Below are 19069 nucleotides of genomic sequence, written 5' to 3'. Positions count from 1 at the left end.
GGCGGTCACGTGGCAGTACGGCGGACCGCCCGCCCCGCCAACACGTCCGTACGCCGGCCGTCCTCGATGACGAAACGGCCGTCGACCAGGACGTACGGGATGCCGGTCGGGAGCGTGCGCGGCTCCTCGAACGTCGAGCCCGCCGCGACCGTGGCCGGATCGAAGAGGACCAGGTCGGCCCGGTAGCCCTCGCGCACAAGCCCGCGGTCCGGCAGCCTCAGCCGGGCCGCCGGGCGCGAGGTGAGATGCGCGACGCACTCCTCCAGACCCAGGACGCCCAACTCCCTTACGTACCGGCCGAGATACTGCGGAAACGTCCCGTACGCGCGCGGATGCGGTTTGTCGCCCTGGAGGATGCCGTCCGAGCCGCCGGTGTGGACGGGGTGGCGCATGATCTGCTGGACGTTCTCCTCGTGGCCGACGTGCTGCAGGATCGTCGAGCCGAGTCCGTCGTCGAGGAGGAGGCGGCGGGCGGTCGTCCAGGGACTCTCGCCGCGTTCGTCCGCCGACTGCTGGACCGTACGGCCCACGTAGGGCGCAAGCGCCGGATTGGATACACCCGAGATCTCGATCGTGTCCCACTCGATGGGGACGCCGTGGCAGCCGTCCGCGCCGACGACCTCCATGTGGTGGCGGATCCGTTCGGCGGTGGCCTCGTCCTTCAGCCGGGCGAGGGTCGCCTCCGGGCCGCCCTCGCTCGCCCAACTGGGCAGCATTGCCGCGAGAGTTGTGCTGCCGGGGGTGTACGGGTACGTGTCCAAGCTGATGTCGGCGCCCGAGGCGAGTGCCTCGTCGAGGAGCGCCAACAGGTCCGGGGCCTTCCCCTTGTTCACGCCGAAGTTCATGGTGGCGTGGGCGAGGTGGAGGGAGCAGTTCGCGGTGCGCGTCAGCTCCACCATCTCCTTGTACGCGTCCAGGGCGCCCGCTCCGTACGAGCGGTGATGCGGGCAGTAGTAGCCGCCGTACTCCGCCACCACCCGGCACAGCTCGGTGAGTTCGGCGTCCTTGGCGTACATGCCGGGGGTGTACGTCAGCCCGGACGACAGTCCGACCGCGCCCTCGCGCATCCCCTCGGCCACCAACTGCCGCATCCTGTCCAGCTCTTGGGGTGTCGCCTCGCGGTCGTCCCAGCCGACGGCCAGCATGCGGACGGTGCCCTGGGGGATGAGGTACGCCGCGTTGAGCGCGATGCCCTCGCCGTCGAAGCCGTGGTCGAGGCGGTCCAGGTACTCGCCCACCGAACGCCAGGTGAAGTCGATGTCGTCGCCGTGGCCGTTCCAGCCGGTGATCGCGCGGCGCACCTCGGCGAGGGTGCGGTCGTCGACCGGGGCGTACGACAGCCCGTCCTGGCCGATGACTTCGAGGGTCACCCCCTGTGCGACCTTCGCGCTGTGGTCCGGGTCCCTCAGCAGGGCGAGGTCGCTGTGGGCGTGCATGTCGATGAAGCCGGGGGAGAGGACGAGGCCCTCGGCGTCGAGAACGCGGGTGGCGGTGGGGCGCAGGCACCCTGCCGCCGCGGCTTCCTTGACGATCGCGGTGATACGGCCGTCCGCGACGGCCACATCCGCGCGATAGGAGTCCCCACCGCTGCCGTCGACCACTTCCGCGTCGCGGATGACGAGATCCATGGCGCCGCCTTTCCGGGCTCCGTCCGAGCTGTCGGTTGTCCGCGCCCCCGGCGCTGTCACCTGGGGTGTCGGGAGCTTGCCCCCGACGAAAATAGGGCGGGTGGGTGGGCTAGAAGAACGTGCGGACGTAGTCCACCACCGTGCCGTCCGCCTCCACCAGCGGGATCAGCTGCCACTTGTCGAAGGACGTGCAGGGGTGGGAGAGGCCCAGGCCGACCCAGTCGCCCACGCGCAGCTCCGCCTCCGGAGTCGTACGGAGCCAGCCGTGCTGGTCGGAGAGGCCGGTGACCGTGATGCCGGTCGCCGGGCGCTCTTCGCCGCCGGAGCGGACCACCTGGGCGAAGGGGAGGTCCAGGTCGTACGCCGCGTCCCGCTTGCCCGCGTTGACGAAGGCCTGCTCGGGGGAGGGGCGGGAGACGACCTGCGCCCACAGGCGGAAGGCGGGGTGGAGGGCGCCCTCCTCGGGGACGCGGTTGAAGGGGGTGATCCGGCGGTAGTGGCCGTCGTCGTGTGAGACGTACGCGCCGGAGCGCAGCAACTTCCGTACGGGCAGGGAGAGGTCGGGGATCCCGGCGAAGACGTCGGCCACCGCGTCGAACCAGGCGCTGCCGCCCGCGCTGACCACGATCTCGTCCAGGCCTGCTCCTTCGAAGCGGCCCGCCTTGTCGAAGTCGGCGGCGAGCGCGGTGAGGCGGCGGAGCCATGCGTGTACGCGTTCCGGGTTCGCGTCGGGCACCTCGCCCTCGTAACCCGCCACGCCCACCAGGCGCAGCGTGTCCGTCGCGGCCACCGCGTCCGCGACGGCCGCGCACTCCGCCTCCGTACGGACGCCGGTGCGGGCGCCGTCGCCCGCGGCCAGCTCGACGACGACGTCCACGGGGCGGGTGGATCCGCTGCGGGACGCGCGCAGCGTCGCGTCCATCAGCTCGACGCCGCGTACGGAGTCGACGTAGCAGATGAGCTGGAAGGACGGGTCGGCGGCGAGCTGGGAGGAGACCCACTTCAGCGCGGGCGGGTCCACCAACTCGTTGGCCAGGAAGACGCGTTGGATGCCGAAGGCACGCGCCACGCGGACCTGGTGCGGTACGGCGAGGGTGATGCCCCACGCCCCGTACTCGATCTGGCGGTGGAAGAGCTGGGGTGCCATCGAGGTCTTGCCGTGCGGGGCGAAGGCGAGGCCGTGGCGGTTCGCGTACGTCTCCATGAGCTGGAGGTTGTGCTCCAGGCGCTCGGCGGAGAGGGCGAGGACGGGGGTGGTGAAGCCGTCGGTGAAGAGGTTGCGGCGCTGGGCGGTCAGCTCGCCGATCGTCAGGCCGTCGGCGTCGGGAGGGAGGCCCTTGAAGCGGTGGTCGACGGGCTCCTCGGCGAGCGCGGAGAGCCGTTGGGCGCCTTCTGAGGCGGGGTCGGCGGGGGTACCGGCAGCCATGGGGCCTCCCTGTTTCTACGGCATTGCAACATATGCAATGCTCATTGCGCATAGCGCTCACTGCTGTCTAACATCTCGGCCAACGCCGGGTCAACGGAGCCGCTGCGACCCGCGAACCCACGAGGAGCCTCCGCCATCGTTACCCGTACCGGACCCGCTCACCCCGAAGCCGCCGAAGCCGCCGAAGCCGCCGAAGCCGCCGGGGACGCTGTGGACGTCGTGGATGTCGTCACGCTCGGGGAGTCCATGGTCACGTTCCTGCCCTCCCGGCCGGGGCGTCTCGCCGACGTGCCGTCCTTCGACCGGGGCATCGGCGGAGCGGAGTCCAACGTGGCGTGCGGGTTGGCTGCCGCCGGGCACTCCGTGAAATGGGTCAGCCGGGTGGGCGCGGACGGCTTCGGCCGGCACCTGGTGGAACGCATCGCCGCCCACGGCGTCGACACGAGCGCGGTCCTGACCGACCCGTCCCGGCCCACGGGCATCTACTTCCGTACGGCGGGGGAGCGGGCGCTCACCGCGGACGCGGGCCCTGCGCGGGGCGTGGGCGGGGCGAAGGGGTCGCGGGGCGCGGACGGCGTGCGTGGCTCGGGGAATCTCCGTGAACCGGACGCCGCCGGGGCCTCCAACAGGGCCGGGGTCTCCGACACGGCCGGGATCTCCGACAGCGGCGCTGAGGGCGACTTGCCCGCCGAGGTCGTCTACTACCGCACGGGCTCCGCCGCCTCCGCGATGTCCCCCGCCAACATGCCGGGTGAGGAGATCCGTTCCGGCCGTGTGCTCCACCTCTCCGGCATCACCGCCGCGCTCTCCGACGACTGCCTCGCCCTTCTCCGCGAACTCACGGCTCCCCGCCCCGGCCGCCCCCTCGTCTCCTTCGACGTCAACTACCGCGTCGACCTCTGGCATGACCGGGCCGAGGCGGCCGGGCTCCTGCTCGACCTCGCCCGCGGCAGCGACCTCGTCTTCGTGGGCGCCGACGAGGCCGAGGCCGCCTGGGGCGTCACCGGCGGCCCTGAGGCGATCCGCGCGACGCTGCCCGAGCCGCGCCTGCTGGTCGTCAAGGAGGGCGGCCGGGGCGTCACCGTCTTCGAACGCGAGCCGCACGACGACGTGTCTGAGGAAGGCGGCCGGGGCGCCACCGTCTTCCAGCGCGAGTCGCGCGAAGACGCATCCGGCGAAGCCGGGGCCGTCCGCCGTCCGGAAGGCGGCCCGGCCGGCTGGTTCCACGGCAACGAGTCGTACGGCGACGCGTCCGGCGAAGCCGGTGCTGTCCGTCGCCCGGGAGCCGGCCCGGCCGTCGACAAGGCGCGGGCGGCGGGCGGGTCCCCGGCGGCCGGCCGACTCCACGGCCCCGACTCCGTCACCCACGGCCCCGACTCCGTCACCCACGTCCCCGCCCTCCGCGTCGACGTCGTCGCCCACGTGGGCGCCGGGGACGCCTTCGCCGCCGGTTTTCTGTCCGCGACCCTTCGCGGGCTCCCCGTGCGGGACCGCATCCGGCACGGGCATCTCATGGCCGCCGCCGTGCTCACCGTGCCGGGGGATCTCGGGGAACCTCCCGCCCGCGAGTACGCCGACCGACTGGTCGCCCTGGATGACGACGAGTGGGGGAGACTTCGACTCGGCCCCGGCTGGACGCAAGCCGATCGGGCCGAGGAGGAGGTACGTACCCCATGAGCCAGACCGTCGACAGAGCGCTGAGCATCCTGCCGCTGCTCGCCGAAGGCCCCGCCGACCTCGGCCAGGTCGCCGACCGCCTCGGCGTCCACAAGTCCACGGCCCTCCGCCTCCTGCGCACCCTCCACGAGCACGGCCTCGTCTACCGCCAGTCCGACCAGCGCTACCGCCTCGGCGCCCGCCTCTTCGCCCTCGCCCAGGAAGCCGTCGAGAACCTCGACATCCGCGAGATCGCCCACCCCCACCTCGTACGACTCAACGAACAGTGCGGCCACACCGTCCACCTCGCCGTGTACGAGGACGGCGAGGTCCTCTACATCGACAAGGTCGAGAGCCGCTACCCGGTGCGCATGTACTCCCGTATCGGCAAACCCGTCGCCATCACCGTCGCCGCCGTCGCCAAACTCCTCCTCGCCGACCTGCCCGAGCCCGAGCGTCGCGCCCTCGCGGAGAAGCTCGACTACCCGATGTACACGGCCCGTTCGATCCCCAACTCCCGCGCTTTCCTGGAGGAGTTGGCGATCGTACGCGAACAGGGCTGGGCCACCGACCTCGGCGGCCACGAGGAGTCCATCAACTGCGTCGGCGCCCCTATCCGCGGCACCGACGGCCGCGTCGTCGCCGCCATGTCGGTCTCCGCCCCGAACGTCGTCGTCACCGCCGACGAACTCCTCACGTTGCTCCCACTGGTGCGCCGTACGGCCGAGGCCATCAGCCACGAGTACTCCGGCACCGCCCCTCTCAAGGACCTCAAGGACCTCAAGGAAGCGAGCTCATGACGGAAAAGATCGCCATCACCCCGAAGACCCACACCACCCCGCCCGCGAAGTTCTCGCACGGAGTCAAGAAGGGGAACATCCTCCAGGTAGCCGGCCAGGTCGGCTTCCTGCCCGCCGTGGAGGGCCAACCGCCGACCCCCGCGGGCCCGACCCTCCGCGACCAGACCCTCCAGACCCTCGCCAACGTCAAGTCGGTCCTCGAGGAGGGCGGCGCGACCTGGGACGACGTGATGATGATCCGCGTCTACCTGACGGACGTGGACTACTTCGCCGAGATGAACGCGATTTACAACCAGTACTTCGAGGAGCAGGGCCTCAGCGGGCCGCCGTCGGCCCGCACGACGGTTTACGTAGGCCTGCCGGCAGGCCTCTTGATCGAGATCGACGCACTGGCAGTACTGGACAGCTGAGCTTCGCCCCCGCGCCCCTCTTTTGGGGGCGCGGGGCACTGCGCGACAAGCCCGGACGAGCCCCGACGAGCCCGCGTCCGGGCAGCCACAAGCACCACCCCCCACACAAACCCCGCACCCCGTACGGCGATCCCCCCTGCCCAAAAACGCCATGCCCCCACCCAGAGGACCCCCACATGCCCGAAACCCCACCCCACACCGGCGGCCTGCTCCTCCTCATAGACGGCACCGCCGGTCTGCTGACCATCGCCGCCCTCGGCATCGCCCTCCTCCTGTTCCTGATCATCAAGGTCAGACTCCAGCCATTCGTCGCCCTGCTCGCCGTATCGATAGCCGTCGGGCTGTCAGCCGGACTCTCCGTCACCGAACTCTTCGGCACCGTCCAGCGATCCGAAGCCGTCTCGCTCATCGAGGACGGGATGGGCGGCACCCTCGGACACGTAGCGATCATCATCGGCCTCGGCACCATGCTCGGCGCCGTACTCGAGGTCTCCGGCGGAGCAGAGGTGCTCGCCTCCAGGCTGCTGGGCCTCTTCGGCGAGCAGCGGGCCCCGCTCGCCATGGGCCTCACGGGGCTGATCTTCGGCATCCCCGTCTTCTTCGACGTCGGCATCTTCGTGCTGGCGCCGATCGTGTACGCGGCGGCCAAGCGCGGCGGCAAGTCGATCGTGCTCTACGCGATGCCGCTGCTCGCCGGTCTGTCCATGACGCACGCCTTTCTGCCGCCGCACCCCGGCCCCGTTGCCGCCGCCGGACTGTTGAAGGTCGACCTCGGCTGGGTCATCCTGATGGGCATCGTCTGCGGCATGCCCGCCGTGCTCGCCGCCTGGGCCTGGTCCGCGTGGATCGGCAGGCGGCTCTTCGTGCCCGTACCGCAGGACATGGTCGAGGCCGCCGACGAGGCGAAGGCCGCGCTCGCCGAGGAACAGCGCAAGGACGGCGTCACGCCGCCGGAGAAGCCGGTCCCGCTGAGCATCGTCCTCGCGATCATCGGCACCCCGCTGCTCCTGATCCTGATGGCAACGTTCTCCTCCATCGCCTTCGACCCGTCCACGGGCCGCAGCGTGATCGAGTTCTTCGGCCACCCCTTCGTCGCGCTCACCATCGCGCTGCTGCTCGCGTACTACCTCCTGGGCATCCGCCGCGGCTGGTCCCGCAAGTCCCTGGAGACCGTGTCGAGCGCCTCCCTCAAGCCGGTCGGCAACATCCTGCTGGTCGTCGGCGCGGGTGGGATCTTCGGCGCCGTGCTCCAGGGCAGCGGGGTCGCGCAGGCCCTCTCGGACACCTTCAACGACGTAGGCCTGCCGGTGCTCGTGCTCTCGTACCTGATCTCGCTGGTGCTGCGCGTGGCCCAGGGCTCGGCGACGGTCGCGATCGTGACGACGGCGGGCATCGTGGCCCCGCTGCTCTCGGCGGGCGACCACTCCCAGGCCTTCATCGCCCTGGTCATCATGGCGATCTCGGCCGGCTCGATCTTCGCCTCGCACGTCAACGACGGCGGCTTCTGGATCGTGGCCAAGTACTTCGGCCTCTCCGAACGGGACACCCTCAAGACCTGGACGGTCCTGGAGTCGGTGCTGTCCGTCGCCGGGTTCGTGGTGGCGGCGGCGCTGAGTGTGTTCGTGTAGCGGCTGACCGTACGGACTCGGCCACGCCTCGATCACGAGTGATGCCCCCGGCCCCCCACGCCACAGCTTCATCGGCCATACTGCCCACCGTGGAGCAGCGCAGAGGACCCAGCATCCAGCCCTTGCAAGGCGCGGCAGCCGACCCGGCGTTCGTCCCCGGCATCACGGGCCCGCGCCCTGCCGAGCCGAAGGGCCTCAAGGACCCGGACCCGGCCGAGGAGACCGCGGCAGCGGAAGTGACGGTCGCCGAGGAGACGGAGACGGCCGCCGACCTGGCCGACGACGTCTCCGACGAGGGCGCCTCGGCGGAGTCCGGCGACGCGGATCAGCCGGACGAGGCCGAGGAGGCAGCTGAGACGGAGGAGGCAGCCGCCTCGAAGTCGGACGACTCCGAGGCGGCCCCCACCGACGGCCCCGTCTTCGAAGCCGCCGACTACCGCGCGAAGATCACCGCCGACCACAGCGGCGTACGACTGCGCCTGGACGACTACGAGGCCGAGTTCCGCTGGGACGAGATCGGCGCCGTCGAGTCGGAGACCTCGCGCTTCGGCCGCTGGTACACGATCACGGTGCACACCCCCGAACGCCGCTGGTACCCGGTCGAGCTCCGCGTCCCCTCCCGCGCCAAGGTCAAGGAGTGGGAGAAGGAGCTGGACGAGGTCCTGGACGCGTACTTCCAGGAATAGCCGCGTACAACAGGCGCGTACAAAAAGAGGGTGCGCCCCCGAGCCGATCCGGGGACGCACCCTCACGCACCTCACACAACCGTCAGCAGTACTGGTCCTCCTTGCCTATGGACCGGTACATGCAGTCCGCGTTCTCCAGCAGTTGCAGCACCGCGTCCCGGTTGCGGGACGTCTCGCGCTCGATGACCTCGTCGGGCGGGTAGAAACCGCCGCCCGACGCGGACCCCGGGTACATCTCGAAGGTGTAGCCGAAGATCTTCTGGTCGCCCCACAGCCAGTCGTCGATCGAACCGTCCGTGATGTAGAGGTCGCTGGACTGCTCGGCGGTGTAGCCGTTGCTGGCGCCCATCTTCCCGCCGACCGTGGCGAAGGCGTTGCGGTCGTCGGCCGTCATGCCGGTGGTCGTGTCCGCGTTCGTGTAGCCGAAGGGCCACAGCACCAGCTCGCTGTACGTGTGGAAGTCGATGCCCGCCTTGATCTGCTGCTTACCGCCGACGACCCGGCTGCGGACGAAGTCGGCGACGACCTTCACCTCGGGCGCGGACTCGGCGGCCGAGCCCCGGTAGGTGTCGGAGGACGGCGAACCGGACGAGCCGCCGCAACAGCCCCAGCGATAGGCCCAGTTGCGGTTCATGTCCGTACCGACGAACGAGGAACCGCTGTTGGGCTGCCGGTTCTTGCGCCACGAGCGGTACTGCCCGGTCGCGATGTCGTACTCGCCGCCGTCCGGGTTGAGGTCCGGGAGGATCCAGATCTCGCGGTTGTTGACCATGTTCGTGATGCGCTGATCGGAGCCGTAACCGGCGCCCAGTTCGCGGATCAGGTACAGCGCCATCTCGACGGTGAGATGCTCGCGCGCGTGCTGATGGTGGGTCATCAGGACTTCGGGCTCGGACTCGTCGGTCGCGACGTTGTCGCTGATCTTGATCGCGACGATGTCCCGGCCCTGGTACGACTTCCCGATCACGCGCCTACTCATGATGTTCGGGTACGCCTGGAGCCGCTGGCTGATCTCCGCGTTCATCTCGGCGTAGTTGTGGTAGCGCGAGTCGGCGGAGGGGAAGTCGAGGGGCCGTACGTCCTTCTCGCCGTTCGTCCGGTCGGGTACGGCGCCCATCGGCGTGACCTCGTAGCCGAGTTGCCGCAGCTTCTTGACCTGGTCGGCGCGGCCGGAGATGAACACGGTGTGCTGGTCGGCGTCGTCGACCGTGACGCCGGACTTCTGAAGTGCCGTACGGGACTTGGAGTCCGAGTGCATATGGACCTCGTACTGGCGGATCTCGCGGTCCGCCTCGGACGAGGCCACCGGGGCCTGGTCGGGCGTGCCGGACGCGCTGTCCGTCGTGGCGGCGATGGGCGCCGCGAGGGCGAGCGCTAGGAGGGTGCCGAGGAAGGCGGTGCGCCTGCCTCTTATGCGTAGCCGCATTGAGTCTCCTTGTTTCTCCAGAACTTCCGGGGTCTCCGGAATGTGGGGGGTTGGAGCGGGGGGTGGGACAGTGCGACGTGCGGGTGCGGGCGTTCAGACGTGTGCGGGTGCGTGTGTATGGCCTGTGCGCGTGTGGCGCTCATCGTGAAGGTCTGGCATGCCCGGGTCAACACCACCAGGAGGAAGTCAACCGCGCGTACGCGCATGCCCCCTTGTGCCATCGCCCGCTTTGCGCTTTCTTGATCGGCATGGCGGACACCACGGGAAACACCGGCAAGACGGCGGGAAACTCAGGGGAAACGGCATCGGGCGAGGCCAACTCCAGCCCGCGTAAATCCAGTTGGAAGTACGTCGGCCCCGGCATCGTGGTCGCAGCCACCGGCGTCGGCGCGGGCGACCTCGTCGCGACCCTCATCGCCGGCTCGAACTTCGGCTACACCCTCCTGTGGGCCGCCATCATCGGCTGCGTCGTCAAGATCTCCCTGGCCGAGGCGGCGGGCCGCTGGCATCTGTCCACCGGCCGCACCCTGTTCGACGGCTGGGAGAGCCTCGGCCGCTGGACGACGTGGTTCTTCGTCGTCTACGTCGTGATCTGGGGCTTCGTTTACGGCGCCGCGGCCATGTCATCCTCGGGCCTGCCACTCCAGGCGCTCTTCCCGGACGTCATGGACCTCAAGTGGTGGGCCATCCTCACCGGTTTGGTGGGCCTGGTCTTCGTCTGGTTCAACAAGTACGCCGTCTTCGAGAAGGTCATGACGGTGCTGGTCGGCGTCATGTTCGTGGTGACGGTGTACCTGGCGATCCGCGTCACCCCGAACCTCGGCGACGCCTTCGCGGGCCTGCTCCCCGTCCTTCCCGACGAGAAGGACTCCATCCTCAACACCCTCGGCCTGATCGGCGGCGTCGGCGGCACCATCACCCTTGCCGCGTACGGCTATTGGGTCAACGCGAAGGGCTGGACCAACACCGGCTGGATGAAGGTGATGCGCCTCGACAACCGGGTCGCGTACGCCACGACCGGCATCTTCGTCATCGCCATGCTCATCGTCGGCGCGGAACTCCTGCATGCCTCGAACGTCGCCATCGCGAGCGGCGACAAGGGCCTCATCCAGCTTGGCGACATCCTGGAGGACGAGTACGGCACGGCGACGTCGAAGTTCTTCCTCATCGGCTTCTTCGCCACGTCGTTCACCTCGCTGATCGGCGTCTGGCACGGCGTCAGCCTGATGTTCGCGGACTTCGTCGAGCGCTTCCGGGCGCGGCGCGGGGCTTCAGCGACCGGCGACGAGGCGGCGGCCGGAGCCGAGGCCGGGTCGGGTGAGGCGGTGGCGTCCGGCGCCCGCGAGAAGTCCTGGCCGTTCCGCGCGTACCTGCTGTGGCTGACCTTCCCGCCGATGATCCTGCTGTTCGAGGGCCAGCCCTTCCGCCTGATCATCCTGTACGGCGTCCTCGGCGCGGCCTTCCTCCCCTTCCTCGCCCTCACCCTGGTCTGGCTCCTCAACTCCTCCCGCACACCGAGGGAATGGCGCAACGGTCCGCTCAGCAACGGCATGCTGGTAGTCGCGGGCCTGCTCTTCATCGTCCTGTGCGTGAAGCAGATCTGGGACCAGCCGTGGTCTGAGTTCTTCTGACGCCTTGACCTGACGCTTTGTTCTGACGCGGCTGCTCGCGGGACGGGCACGGCTCGAGCTCGGGCCGGGATCGACCTCGGGCCGTTCAGCCGAGCTGCTGCCACTTCTCGCTCGTGGCGATATCCCTGAGCTGCTCCATCGTGAGCGCGGGCGTCTCGCGGGTCGCGGGGTCGTGCTGCCTACCGGTGTTGAAGGCGCTGACCACCACCCGCAGGCCGTTGGTCCTGATGGTGTCGACGGTCCACATGACGACGCCCTCGGCCCCCTGCTCGCCCGGACCCTGACGCGTGGCGACCTTCGTGCCGTCGGGCAGGGTTTCCGCGTCCGCCCCGAAGAGCTGGTCCTCGACATCGGACATGTCGGGCTGCACGTTGATCTGGACGAAGCTCTTCCCCTTCCCGTCGTCGACCACGAGATAGGCGTACTCGGTCTCCTGACCGCCCTTCGAGACCACGTCGACGTTCTTGGGGAGCAGGGAGGCGAGGGTCTGACCGATCGCGGCGCCGTCGGTTCCCGGAGGCGTGTTTGAGGTGTCCTCCGGGGCCTGGGCGTCCGAGTCCTGGCCCTTCGAGTCCTGGCCGTTGGAGTCCTGGCCCTTCGGGTTCTTGGGCATGGAGTCGATGGCGGTACGCCAGTCCTTGGCGGTGACCACCTGCTTCAACTGGTCCGTGGACAGAGGCGGGTTGGCCCGGCTGACCGGAGCGCCCTTCTCCGCCGCGGCGTTCCATTCGCTCACGCTGATGTGGTGGCCCTGAGGGGTGACGAGATCGGCCGTCCACCGCTTCGTGTCCACGCGGCGGTCCGGGTACTCGTACCCCTGGAAGATCATCAGCGTCGAGTTGTCGGGCAGCCGGCTCGAGGTGCAGCCTTCGTACGACATCAGGTTCCTGTCCGGGCACTGAGTCCACTGACGGGCCTCCTCGCTCCCCGGCTCGACCCGGTTCAGGCCGACGGAGACGGCACCAGGGCCCTTGCCGTCATCGAACACGACCTGCGCGTACGGCCCCAGCTCCGCGTCCGTACCCCGCCCCTGTTCCTCGCTGAACTCCCCTTTGGGCAGCAGCTTCTTGAGGGTATGGACCAGCTTGGCACCGGAGACCCTGCCATCGTTCTCGGAGGGAGGCGTCGGTGTCGACCGGCGGCCGGCCACGGACTGCTGCCCGTCCGCCGCCCCGCCCCACGGCACGAGCAGCGTCCCGCCCACCCCGACGAGGGCGACGGCGGCCACGCCTCCCACGACGGCGGCCCGGCGTCGCAGCAGGAGCCTGCGACCGCGTACCTCACCGGCGGCGATGAGGCCACTCCGGTCGGCCTCGAAGGAGTCGCCGGCCTGGCGCAGGGCGAGACCGAGCCGGTCCTCGAAAAGGCCGGCGTCGACGTCGTAGCTCTCGTGGTCATCAACGGGCATGGCAAACCACCGTCTCTGCAAGGTCGTTGGAATGGGGACGTGTTGGGTCGCGGTGGCCGTTCAGCGGGCCGCGTACTCGCTGAGGCCGTCGCCGAGGAGCACCCGCAGCCGGCCAAGGGCCCGTACACAGCGGGTGCGTACGGCGGCCGAGCTGACGTTCATCACGTCGGCTGTCTCCTCGATGCTGCGGTCCTCCCAGTACCGCAGGACGACCACGGCACGGTCCTTGGCGGACAGCTGCCCCAGCGCCTCCAGGAGGGTCATCCGCAACGGCGTGTCATCGGCGGCGCTGTGCGGATCGGCCAGGTCGGGAAGGACGTCGGTGGCACGCTCGGTACTGCTGCGCCGCCGCTGGTGGGCGAGGAACGTACGGGTGAGGACGGTCTGCGCGTACCCCGCCGGATTGCCGACGCGCGACACCCGCCGCCAGCTGACGTACAGCCGGCCGAGGGTCTCCTGCACGAGATCCTCGGCGAGATGGGTGTCACCGCCGGTGAGCAGACAGGCCGACCGGTACAGATGCCCGGCCCGCGCCGCAGCGAACTCGGCGTAGCCGTCCTCGCTCCTCAGTCTCATGCCTACGTCCCCCGTGATCCCTCGGCCGTCCCCCGTACCGTCCTCACTTCATTGATGCGGTGGGCCCCAGGAAATGTTTCACGGTTGCCGGTCGGACACGGAAGGTTGCCTGTTATTGGATTGCTGCCGGCCGACCCGGTCGGATAGGAAGCTCGCATGCTTAGAGGCAGCAAGGTCGGGCTCAGGGCCCGGCACGAGGACGACATACCGATCCTGCAGGCCGAGCTCTACGAGGACGTCGTCAACGCCTCGCGGGCCTCAGGCGGGCCGTGGCGGCCGATCACGTCCGGCTCGAAGGATGCGCCGTTCGTGGTGGACGACAAGGAGCAGCGGCACGTCAAATTCTCCGTGGTGGAGTTGGACGGCGGCACGCTGGTCGGCGCCGCGAACCTGTGGGGCATCGACGACTACAACCGGTCCGCGCACATCGGCCTGGAACTGCTGCCGTCCTCCCGCGGCAAGGGCTACGGCACCGACGCGGTCGCGGTGCTGTGCCACTACGGTTTCGTCGTGCGCGGCCTGCACCGGCTGCAGATCGAGACGCTGTCGGACAACGTCGCAATGCTGCGCTCTGCCGAGCGCAACGGCTTCGTCCGCGAGGGCGTGTTGCGCTCCTCGGCCTGGGTGATGGGGGAGTTCCTGGACGAGGTGCTGCTCGGGCTCCTCGTCCAGGACTGGAAGCCGGACTCGACGGGCTAGGCAGCCGCCCTCCCTACGGTCGGGGGGTGGCTGCGGTGGTGATCGTTAGGGCAGCCCGTGGACGTGCGGTCCCACCGCGTTGGACCATGCGTTGCCCGCCGCCGCGTCCCAGTTCGTCGACCAGGTCATGGCGCCGCGCAGGTCGGGATACGTCTTCGACGGCTTGAAGGAGCCGCAGTTCGTGCCCTTGGTCAGGCAGTCCAGGGCGTTGTTCACCACGGACGGCGGGACGTAGCCGCTGCCCGCGCCGCTGGGTGAGGCGGGGACGCCGAGGCCCACCTGGGACGGGGCCAGGCCGCCCTCCAACTGGATGCAGGCCAGTGCCGTCAGGAAGTCCACGGACCCCTGGCTGTACACCTTGCCGTCGCAGCCCAGCATCGAACCGCTGTTGTAGTACTGCATGTTGACGACCGTGAGGATGTCCTTGATGTTCAGGGCCGTCTGGAAGTAGCCGTTCGACGTCGACTGCATGTCAATGGTCTGCGGCGCCATCGTGATGACCAGCTCCGTGCCCGCCTTCTCGGACAGGGAGCGGAGCGCCTGCGTCATGTACGTGGCGTTCAGGCCGTTCTCCAGGTCGATGTCGACGCCGTCGAAGCCGTACTCCTGCATCAGGGAGTGGATCGAGTTCGCGAAGTTCGTCGCCGACGCGGAGTCGTTGACCGACACGGTGCCGCGTTCGCCGCCGACGGAGACGATCACCTTCTTGCCCTCGGCCTGCTTTGCCTTGATGTCCGCCTTGAACTGGTCGACCGTGTAGCCGCCGAGCCCGGCCGAATCGAGGTTGAAGGTCACGGCGCCCGGCGTCCCTGTGGCGTCCGCGAAGGCGACCGCGATGATGTCGTACTGGGGCTGGACGTCGGAGAGCTTCTGGACCGTCGCGCCGTTGTTGAAGTTCTGCCAGTAGCCGGTGACGGCGTGCTTGGGCAGGGCGGCGGCGTCTTGCTCCGCCGCCGGGGCCCGGGCAGCCAGGGCGACGAAGGCGAGTGCGGACCCGGTCAGCAGGGCGGCCAGGGCTCGCGCCCACCGCCGTCGTCTGGATCCGGGGGACCCGGTGGATCCGGGCATGCCTGGTACGCGGTTCATTTCGGCCTCCGGTGGGGGGAGTTGAGTGGGGAACGGTGGCCACCGCTGGCCGTACAAGCTGGTCCAGACCAATAGAGTTGTCAAGACCTCTCGCGCGACTCTCCCTCGAAGTCGCCAGGCCCGCAGGGGAGTTAGACTCCCGCCCATGACGTACTTCTTCCACCTCCGCTAGGCGCCGTCGGCGAAGCGAGGATCCCCCCCGTCGCCGACGAGGCGGGGCAGCGGAGCGCTGCCCCGAGTGCTGACGTGGAAGAAGAACAACACCATGCACACGCCCCTCGTGGCGCGCTGCCTCCGCGGCCTGGAGGCCGTGGTCGCCGCCGAGGTTCTCGGGTCCGGACTCGGCGCCATCACCGAACTACGCCACCGCGAAGTCCATTTCCGTACGCACCTGTCCGCGCCGCCGCTGCGTACCGCGGACGACGTGTTCCTGCTGGCCGCCGAGCGCCCGGACATCGGAACGACGCGACAGCGTCTGCACGAACTCGCTGAACTGGCTGAACTCGCCGACCCCGAGCGACTGCTGTCCCTCCGTTATGGCGGGACGACGCCGACCCGTCGAATCACCGGCATAGACGTCTCGGCCTCCTTCCTCGGTCGGCGCACATTCACCCGGTACGACGCCGAGGACGTCGTAGGCCAGGCCCTGGCGCGGCGCCTCGGCGTCCCCTACCACTCCCGGCGTACGGGGACCGCGCCCCCGCCGGGAGGCTGTGGCTGGCGGCTGACCCTGGACGGTACGCGGGCCACGCTCATGCTGCGCCTCGACGACCGACCACTGCACCGCCGCCCGTACAAGCAGCACACGATCCCCGGCACCCTGCACCCACCGCTCGCCGCCGCCATGGCCGTACTGGCCGACATCCGCCCCGGCCACACCGTCCTCGACCCGTGCTGCGGCGCCGGCACCCTGCTGATCGAGGCGGCACTGGCCCAACCCGACGCCCGCTTCCAAGGCTTCGACCTGTCCGAGAACGCGCTCGCCGCGGCCCGAGCCAACGCCGCCGAACTGCCCATCACCATCCGCCGCTCCGACGCCGCCCGCCTCCCCCTCCCCGACAACTCCATCGACCGCGTCCTGTGCAACCCACCCTGGGGCACCCAGGCCCACGCCGACGGCCTGCTCGCGGCGACCCCCTCCCGCTGGTGGACGGAACTACGCCGCGTCCTCACCCCGGAGGGCACAGCAGTACTCCTCCTCCCGGACCGCGAGAACCTGACCACCGCCATTCGGCACGGCTTCACCCCCGTACACATCCAACGCCTCCGCCTGTCCGGAGCCCAGCCCTTCCTGGCCCACCTGACGCAGACGGACGCAGACCGAGCCCGCCCGTCCCGGCAACGGCCCGCAGGAGAAGGCCCAGTACGTTCCGGGGAGCCGAAATCGAGGCCGGCGTGTCCTCAACGCTCGAGAGTATGCAAGCAGAGGAGGGTCGCTTGATCCTCGCTGTACTCCCGGTGGGCGAGCAGGTCCCCGGTGGGGCAACCCGCCTCCGACGGTTCTGTGACACGGAATTGCGCGTCGGACGAGCCGCAGGACACGGTCTTCAGGTCCTGGTCGCTCCAGGAGCCGTCGTTGCGGGCGCACGATCCGATCGTGAGCGGTTCCGGCCGGTCGTCTCCCTTGACCAGACCGATGACGAACAGCACCGGAACGGCCGCCACCACCACGGCCACCGCTGCCGCCACGGTCGCCAGCGGCACGGCGGCGATCAGCCCCTCCGGACGCTTCATCACCGGCTTGCCCGGATCAAGCGGCGGTCGCCAACTTGGACCCTGCGGCTCGGGTATGCGGCGCAAGGCGGACAGGGCGCCAAGGTTCATCAGCAAGGTGATGGGCGTGATGAAGGCGGACAGCGCACCCCACCAGCCCTGCAGCAGAGTGTCCGCCTGCATCTTCCGGAAGACGGCCAGCCCGCAGGTCCGGCAGAACACCCCCTCGCGCCGCAGGAAGCGCATGATCACGATGATGCCTTGGTGGCCGCGAACAGTTACGGGCGCCGCGGGCCCGGCCCCGCACACCTCGCACACGAGGGCGGGAGGTCCACCCATGGGTGCCGCCCCGGCGTACGGCTGCGGCGGATACGGATACGCCGGGTACGGAGCGGGGGGCTGGTGAGGGAACGCGGGCCCGCCCTGAGCCGAGTACGGCCCTCCGGAAAACGGAGGAGGGGATGCGGGCGGCGGTGTGCTCATCGATATCTCCGTAAGGTGATCAAGCGGAACCGACGAAGCACCCTAGCCGCTCAAGCCCTGTCTCCGGTCCGTCAGAGCAGGTGATCCGCCTTGCCCGCCTTGATGTCGCGGATGAGGGTGCGGAGGGCTTCGCGGGTGTCGGTGAGGTACGTGGCTTCGGCGCCGGCTATGGCGATGTAGGCGTTGTCCTGGTCATCGGTGCCGATACGGAAGCAGCTGGCTCCCTCCCCGCAGAAGGGTTCTTCCCACGTGATGTGATCCATCGGGCTTCTCCTCACAGGCTGCTGGTGATGTCGCGGATGAAGTCGCGCGAGGCCTCCGGTGAGAGGGCGATGCGCTCCATCCAGTCGAGGTGTGCACGGTACTTGGCCAACTGCGCTTCTTCGCCGAGGAATTCCGGCCCGTGCGCTCTGTCGACCTGGGCGGTGTCCAGCTGCGGTACGGGACCTTCGAGGTAGTTGACGGTCTGCCCGGCTCCGGGGAATGTGCCCGCCGCGAACGGGATGACGAGCAAACGGACCGCCGGGCGCTCGGACACGGTGAGCAGGTGGTCGAGCTGGGCGCGAGCCACCTTGGGACCGCCGAACTGCATGCGCAGCGCGGCCTCGTGAACGATGCCCACGTACTCGGGCGGGTTCTCGCCCTCCAGTACCTGCTGTCGCTCCGCGCGGAAGGCGAGCCGCAGGGCGATCTCGTGCTCGGGCAGCGGCGGCAGCACGGCCCGGAAGAGTTCGAGGGCGTGGTCGCTGGTCTGGAACAGGCCCGGGATGTGCGCGGTGTGGGCGGTCCGCATGCGTACGGCGTACGACTCCAGCTCGGCGATGTCCAGGAGGCCGGGGGAGAGGGAACCTCGGTAACGCTCCCACCAGCCACGGGCGTTGCGCCCGGCCATGCTCACCAACGCCTCCACGTACGCCTGGTCCGAGCAGGCACAGTTGCAGGCGAGGGTGCGTAGCCGCTCGGGGCTGATGGTGCGGATGCCGGTCTCGATATTGGAGATCTTCGCCCGGTCGAGCCCGAGCAGCCCGGCGGCTTGATCCGCCGTCATTCCCGCGGCCGTCCGCATCCGACGCAACTCGCTGCCCAGACGCCTTTGACGCTCCGTGGGAGTGGTCCTCGGTGGCATGGACTTCCTTCCGTGATGGTCGCCAGCAGTTGCCGCCCATCAGTACTAGCGGACCACGAACGGGTCAATTTCTTCGACTAAGTGGCAATGTAACCAAGCGCTGCTCTACGTTGAGTAACGGCAAGCTACTCACGGCAGTTGGAGGCGCATCGCCGAAGCATGCCCGCGAGGGGCACCGACTGCCGCCACCCCCTTCACCTCACCTCATCCCACCCGGAACGGAGTCCCCGCATGCCCGCAGCCTCCCCGCCCCCTGCTCCCAACCCCACGTGGGAATGCCACCTCCACCTGACCAACAATCCCCGAGCCCCACGCATCGCCCGCCGTACGATCCGCACGGCCCTCCTCGACTACAACTGCTCCCTCGAACTGGCCGACACGGCAGAGCTGTTGACCTCGGAACTGGTCTCGAACGCGGTAAAACACTCCGACGGCCCGGTAACCGTCAGACTCCGCACCCGCGCCGGAGTCGTACGCATCGGAGTCATGGACGACCACCCCGAACTCCCCGCCCCTCTGCCCTGCACCCCCGACGACGACTTCGGCCGGGGTCTGTACCTGGTAGACACCTTGGCGGACTCCTGGGGTCGCTACCCCATCACCGCCCCTTCCCGAACGCCCGGTTGGAAGGTGGTGTGGTTCGAACTGGCCGCTGACCACTGGTAGGTAGTCCCGCGTGCAGCGCCA

General features: G+C 69.4%; 18 protein-coding genes. 9 read left to right on the top strand and 9 right to left on the bottom strand.

All coding sequences use genetic code 11. The annotated features are described in order from the left end of the window. Positions 1–5: 5 nt before the first annotated feature. The gene (locus ACQEVY_RS16455) at positions 6–1628 is read right to left on the bottom strand and encodes an N-acyl-D-amino-acid deacylase family protein (protein WP_432949114.1); all 1623 of its coding nucleotides are present in this window, start codon (positions 1626–1628) and stop codon (positions 6–8) included. 109 nt (positions 1629–1737) lie between these two features. Continuing rightward, entirely contained in the window at positions 1738–3054 is a 1317-nt protein-coding gene (locus ACQEVY_RS16450) for an amino acid deaminase (protein WP_432949112.1), read from the bottom strand. A 210-nt stretch (positions 3055–3264) separates the two neighbouring features. On the opposite strand from ACQEVY_RS16450, the gene ACQEVY_RS16445 reads away from it, so the two are divergent. From ACQEVY_RS16445 to ACQEVY_RS16425, 5 genes are all read left to right on the top strand, one after another. Next, positions 3265–4731 (top strand): sugar kinase, encoded by a 1467-nt coding sequence (locus ACQEVY_RS16445; protein WP_432949110.1) that lies wholly within the window; start codon positions 3265–3267, stop codon positions 4729–4731. Next, entirely contained in the window at positions 4728–5510 is a 783-nt protein-coding gene (locus tag ACQEVY_RS16440; protein WP_432949108.1) for an IclR family transcriptional regulator, read from the top strand. The genes ACQEVY_RS16445 and ACQEVY_RS16440 overlap by 4 nt, the downstream gene beginning before the upstream one ends. Beyond that, positions 5507–5920, top strand: a complete 414-nt coding sequence (locus ACQEVY_RS16435; RefSeq protein WP_432949106.1) for a RidA family protein — start codon at positions 5507–5509, stop codon at positions 5918–5920. Before ACQEVY_RS16440 ends, ACQEVY_RS16435 begins: the two co-directional genes overlap by 4 nt. 176 nt (positions 5921–6096) lie before the next feature. After that, positions 6097–7548, top strand: coding sequence for a GntP family permease (locus tag ACQEVY_RS16430; RefSeq protein WP_432949104.1), 1452 nt, complete (start codon positions 6097–6099; stop codon positions 7546–7548). Positions 7549–7637: 89 nt separating this feature from the next. Further along, the gene (locus ACQEVY_RS16425) at positions 7638–8234 is read left to right on the top strand and encodes a hypothetical protein (RefSeq protein ID WP_432949102.1); all 597 of its coding nucleotides are present in this window, start codon (positions 7638–7640) and stop codon (positions 8232–8234) included. A gap of 82 nt (positions 8235–8316) precedes the next feature. Here the strand turns inward: ACQEVY_RS16425 and ACQEVY_RS16420 are convergent, their stop codons facing one another. Next, the gene (locus ACQEVY_RS16420; protein ID WP_432949100.1) at positions 8317–9660 is read right to left on the bottom strand and encodes a M14 family metallopeptidase; all 1344 of its coding nucleotides are present in this window, start codon (positions 9658–9660) and stop codon (positions 8317–8319) included. A gap of 248 nt (positions 9661–9908) precedes the next feature. Here ACQEVY_RS16420 and ACQEVY_RS16415 point away from each other — a divergent pair, with 248 nt between their 5' ends. Beyond that, entirely contained in the window at positions 9909–11291 is a 1383-nt protein-coding gene (locus tag ACQEVY_RS16415; protein WP_432949098.1) for an Nramp family divalent metal transporter, read from the top strand. An 85-nt stretch (positions 11292–11376) separates the two neighbouring features. On the opposite strand, the gene ACQEVY_RS16410 is transcribed toward ACQEVY_RS16415, so the two are convergent. Further along, on the bottom strand, positions 11377–12699 hold the full coding sequence (locus ACQEVY_RS16410; RefSeq protein WP_432949096.1) for a hypothetical protein: 1323 nt from the start codon (positions 12697–12699) through the stop codon (positions 11377–11379). A 60-nt stretch (positions 12700–12759) separates the two neighbouring features. Then, complete coding sequence (locus tag ACQEVY_RS16405; protein WP_432949094.1) at positions 12760–13275, bottom strand: SigE family RNA polymerase sigma factor; 516 nt, start codon at positions 13273–13275, stop codon at positions 12760–12762. 156 nt (positions 13276–13431) lie between these two features. On the opposite strand from ACQEVY_RS16405, the gene ACQEVY_RS16400 reads away from it, so the two are divergent. Continuing rightward, positions 13432–13974, top strand: a complete 543-nt coding sequence (locus ACQEVY_RS16400; protein WP_432949092.1) for a GNAT family N-acetyltransferase — start codon at positions 13432–13434, stop codon at positions 13972–13974. Between the two features lie 45 nt (positions 13975–14019). Here the strand turns inward: ACQEVY_RS16400 and ACQEVY_RS16395 are convergent, their stop codons facing one another. Beyond that, positions 14020–15060 (bottom strand): chitinase, encoded by a 1041-nt coding sequence (locus ACQEVY_RS16395; RefSeq protein WP_432949090.1) that lies wholly within the window; start codon positions 15058–15060, stop codon positions 14020–14022. 265 nt (positions 15061–15325) lie between these two features. Between ACQEVY_RS16395 and ACQEVY_RS16390 the strand changes: the two genes are divergently transcribed. Continuing rightward, positions 15326–16501 carry a methyltransferase domain-containing protein gene (locus ACQEVY_RS16390; protein ID WP_432949088.1) on the top strand — a complete coding sequence of 392 codons (1176 nt, stop codon included), beginning with the start codon at positions 15326–15328 and terminating at the stop codon, positions 16499–16501. On the opposite strand, the gene ACQEVY_RS16385 is transcribed toward ACQEVY_RS16390, so the two are convergent. The 3 genes from ACQEVY_RS16385 to ACQEVY_RS16375 all read right to left on the bottom strand — a co-directional run bounded on the left by ACQEVY_RS16385 (position 16462) and on the right by ACQEVY_RS16375 (position 18382). Further along, positions 16462–17019: an LppU/SCO3897 family protein gene (locus tag ACQEVY_RS16385; protein ID WP_432949086.1), complete on the bottom strand. Its 558-nt coding sequence runs from the start codon at positions 17017–17019 to the stop codon at positions 16462–16464. The two genes, ACQEVY_RS16390 and ACQEVY_RS16385, sit on opposite strands and share 40 nt — an antisense overlap. A 308-nt stretch (positions 17020–17327) precedes the next feature. Continuing rightward, positions 17328–17519, bottom strand: a complete 192-nt coding sequence (locus ACQEVY_RS16380; RefSeq protein ID WP_432949084.1) for a hypothetical protein — start codon at positions 17517–17519, stop codon at positions 17328–17330. Between the two features lie 11 nt (positions 17520–17530). Then, positions 17531–18382, bottom strand: a complete 852-nt coding sequence (locus ACQEVY_RS16375) for a helix-turn-helix domain-containing protein (protein WP_432949082.1) — start codon at positions 18380–18382, stop codon at positions 17531–17533. A 231-nt stretch (positions 18383–18613) separates the two neighbouring features. Between ACQEVY_RS16375 and ACQEVY_RS16370 the strand changes: the two genes are divergently transcribed. Further along, a complete protein-coding gene (locus ACQEVY_RS16370) occupies positions 18614–19048 on the top strand; it encodes an ATP-binding protein (protein WP_432949080.1) in 435 nt (144 codons plus the stop codon). Positions 19049–19069 lie beyond the last annotated feature (21 nt).

This window comes from Streptomyces sp. CA-288835 (genome assembly GCF_050936385.1).
Classification (GTDB): Bacteria; Actinomycetota; Actinomycetes; order Streptomycetales; family Streptomycetaceae; genus Streptomyces.
Note: the sequence above shows the minus strand (reverse complement) of the source record. Positions and strands in the feature narration are given on the sequence as shown.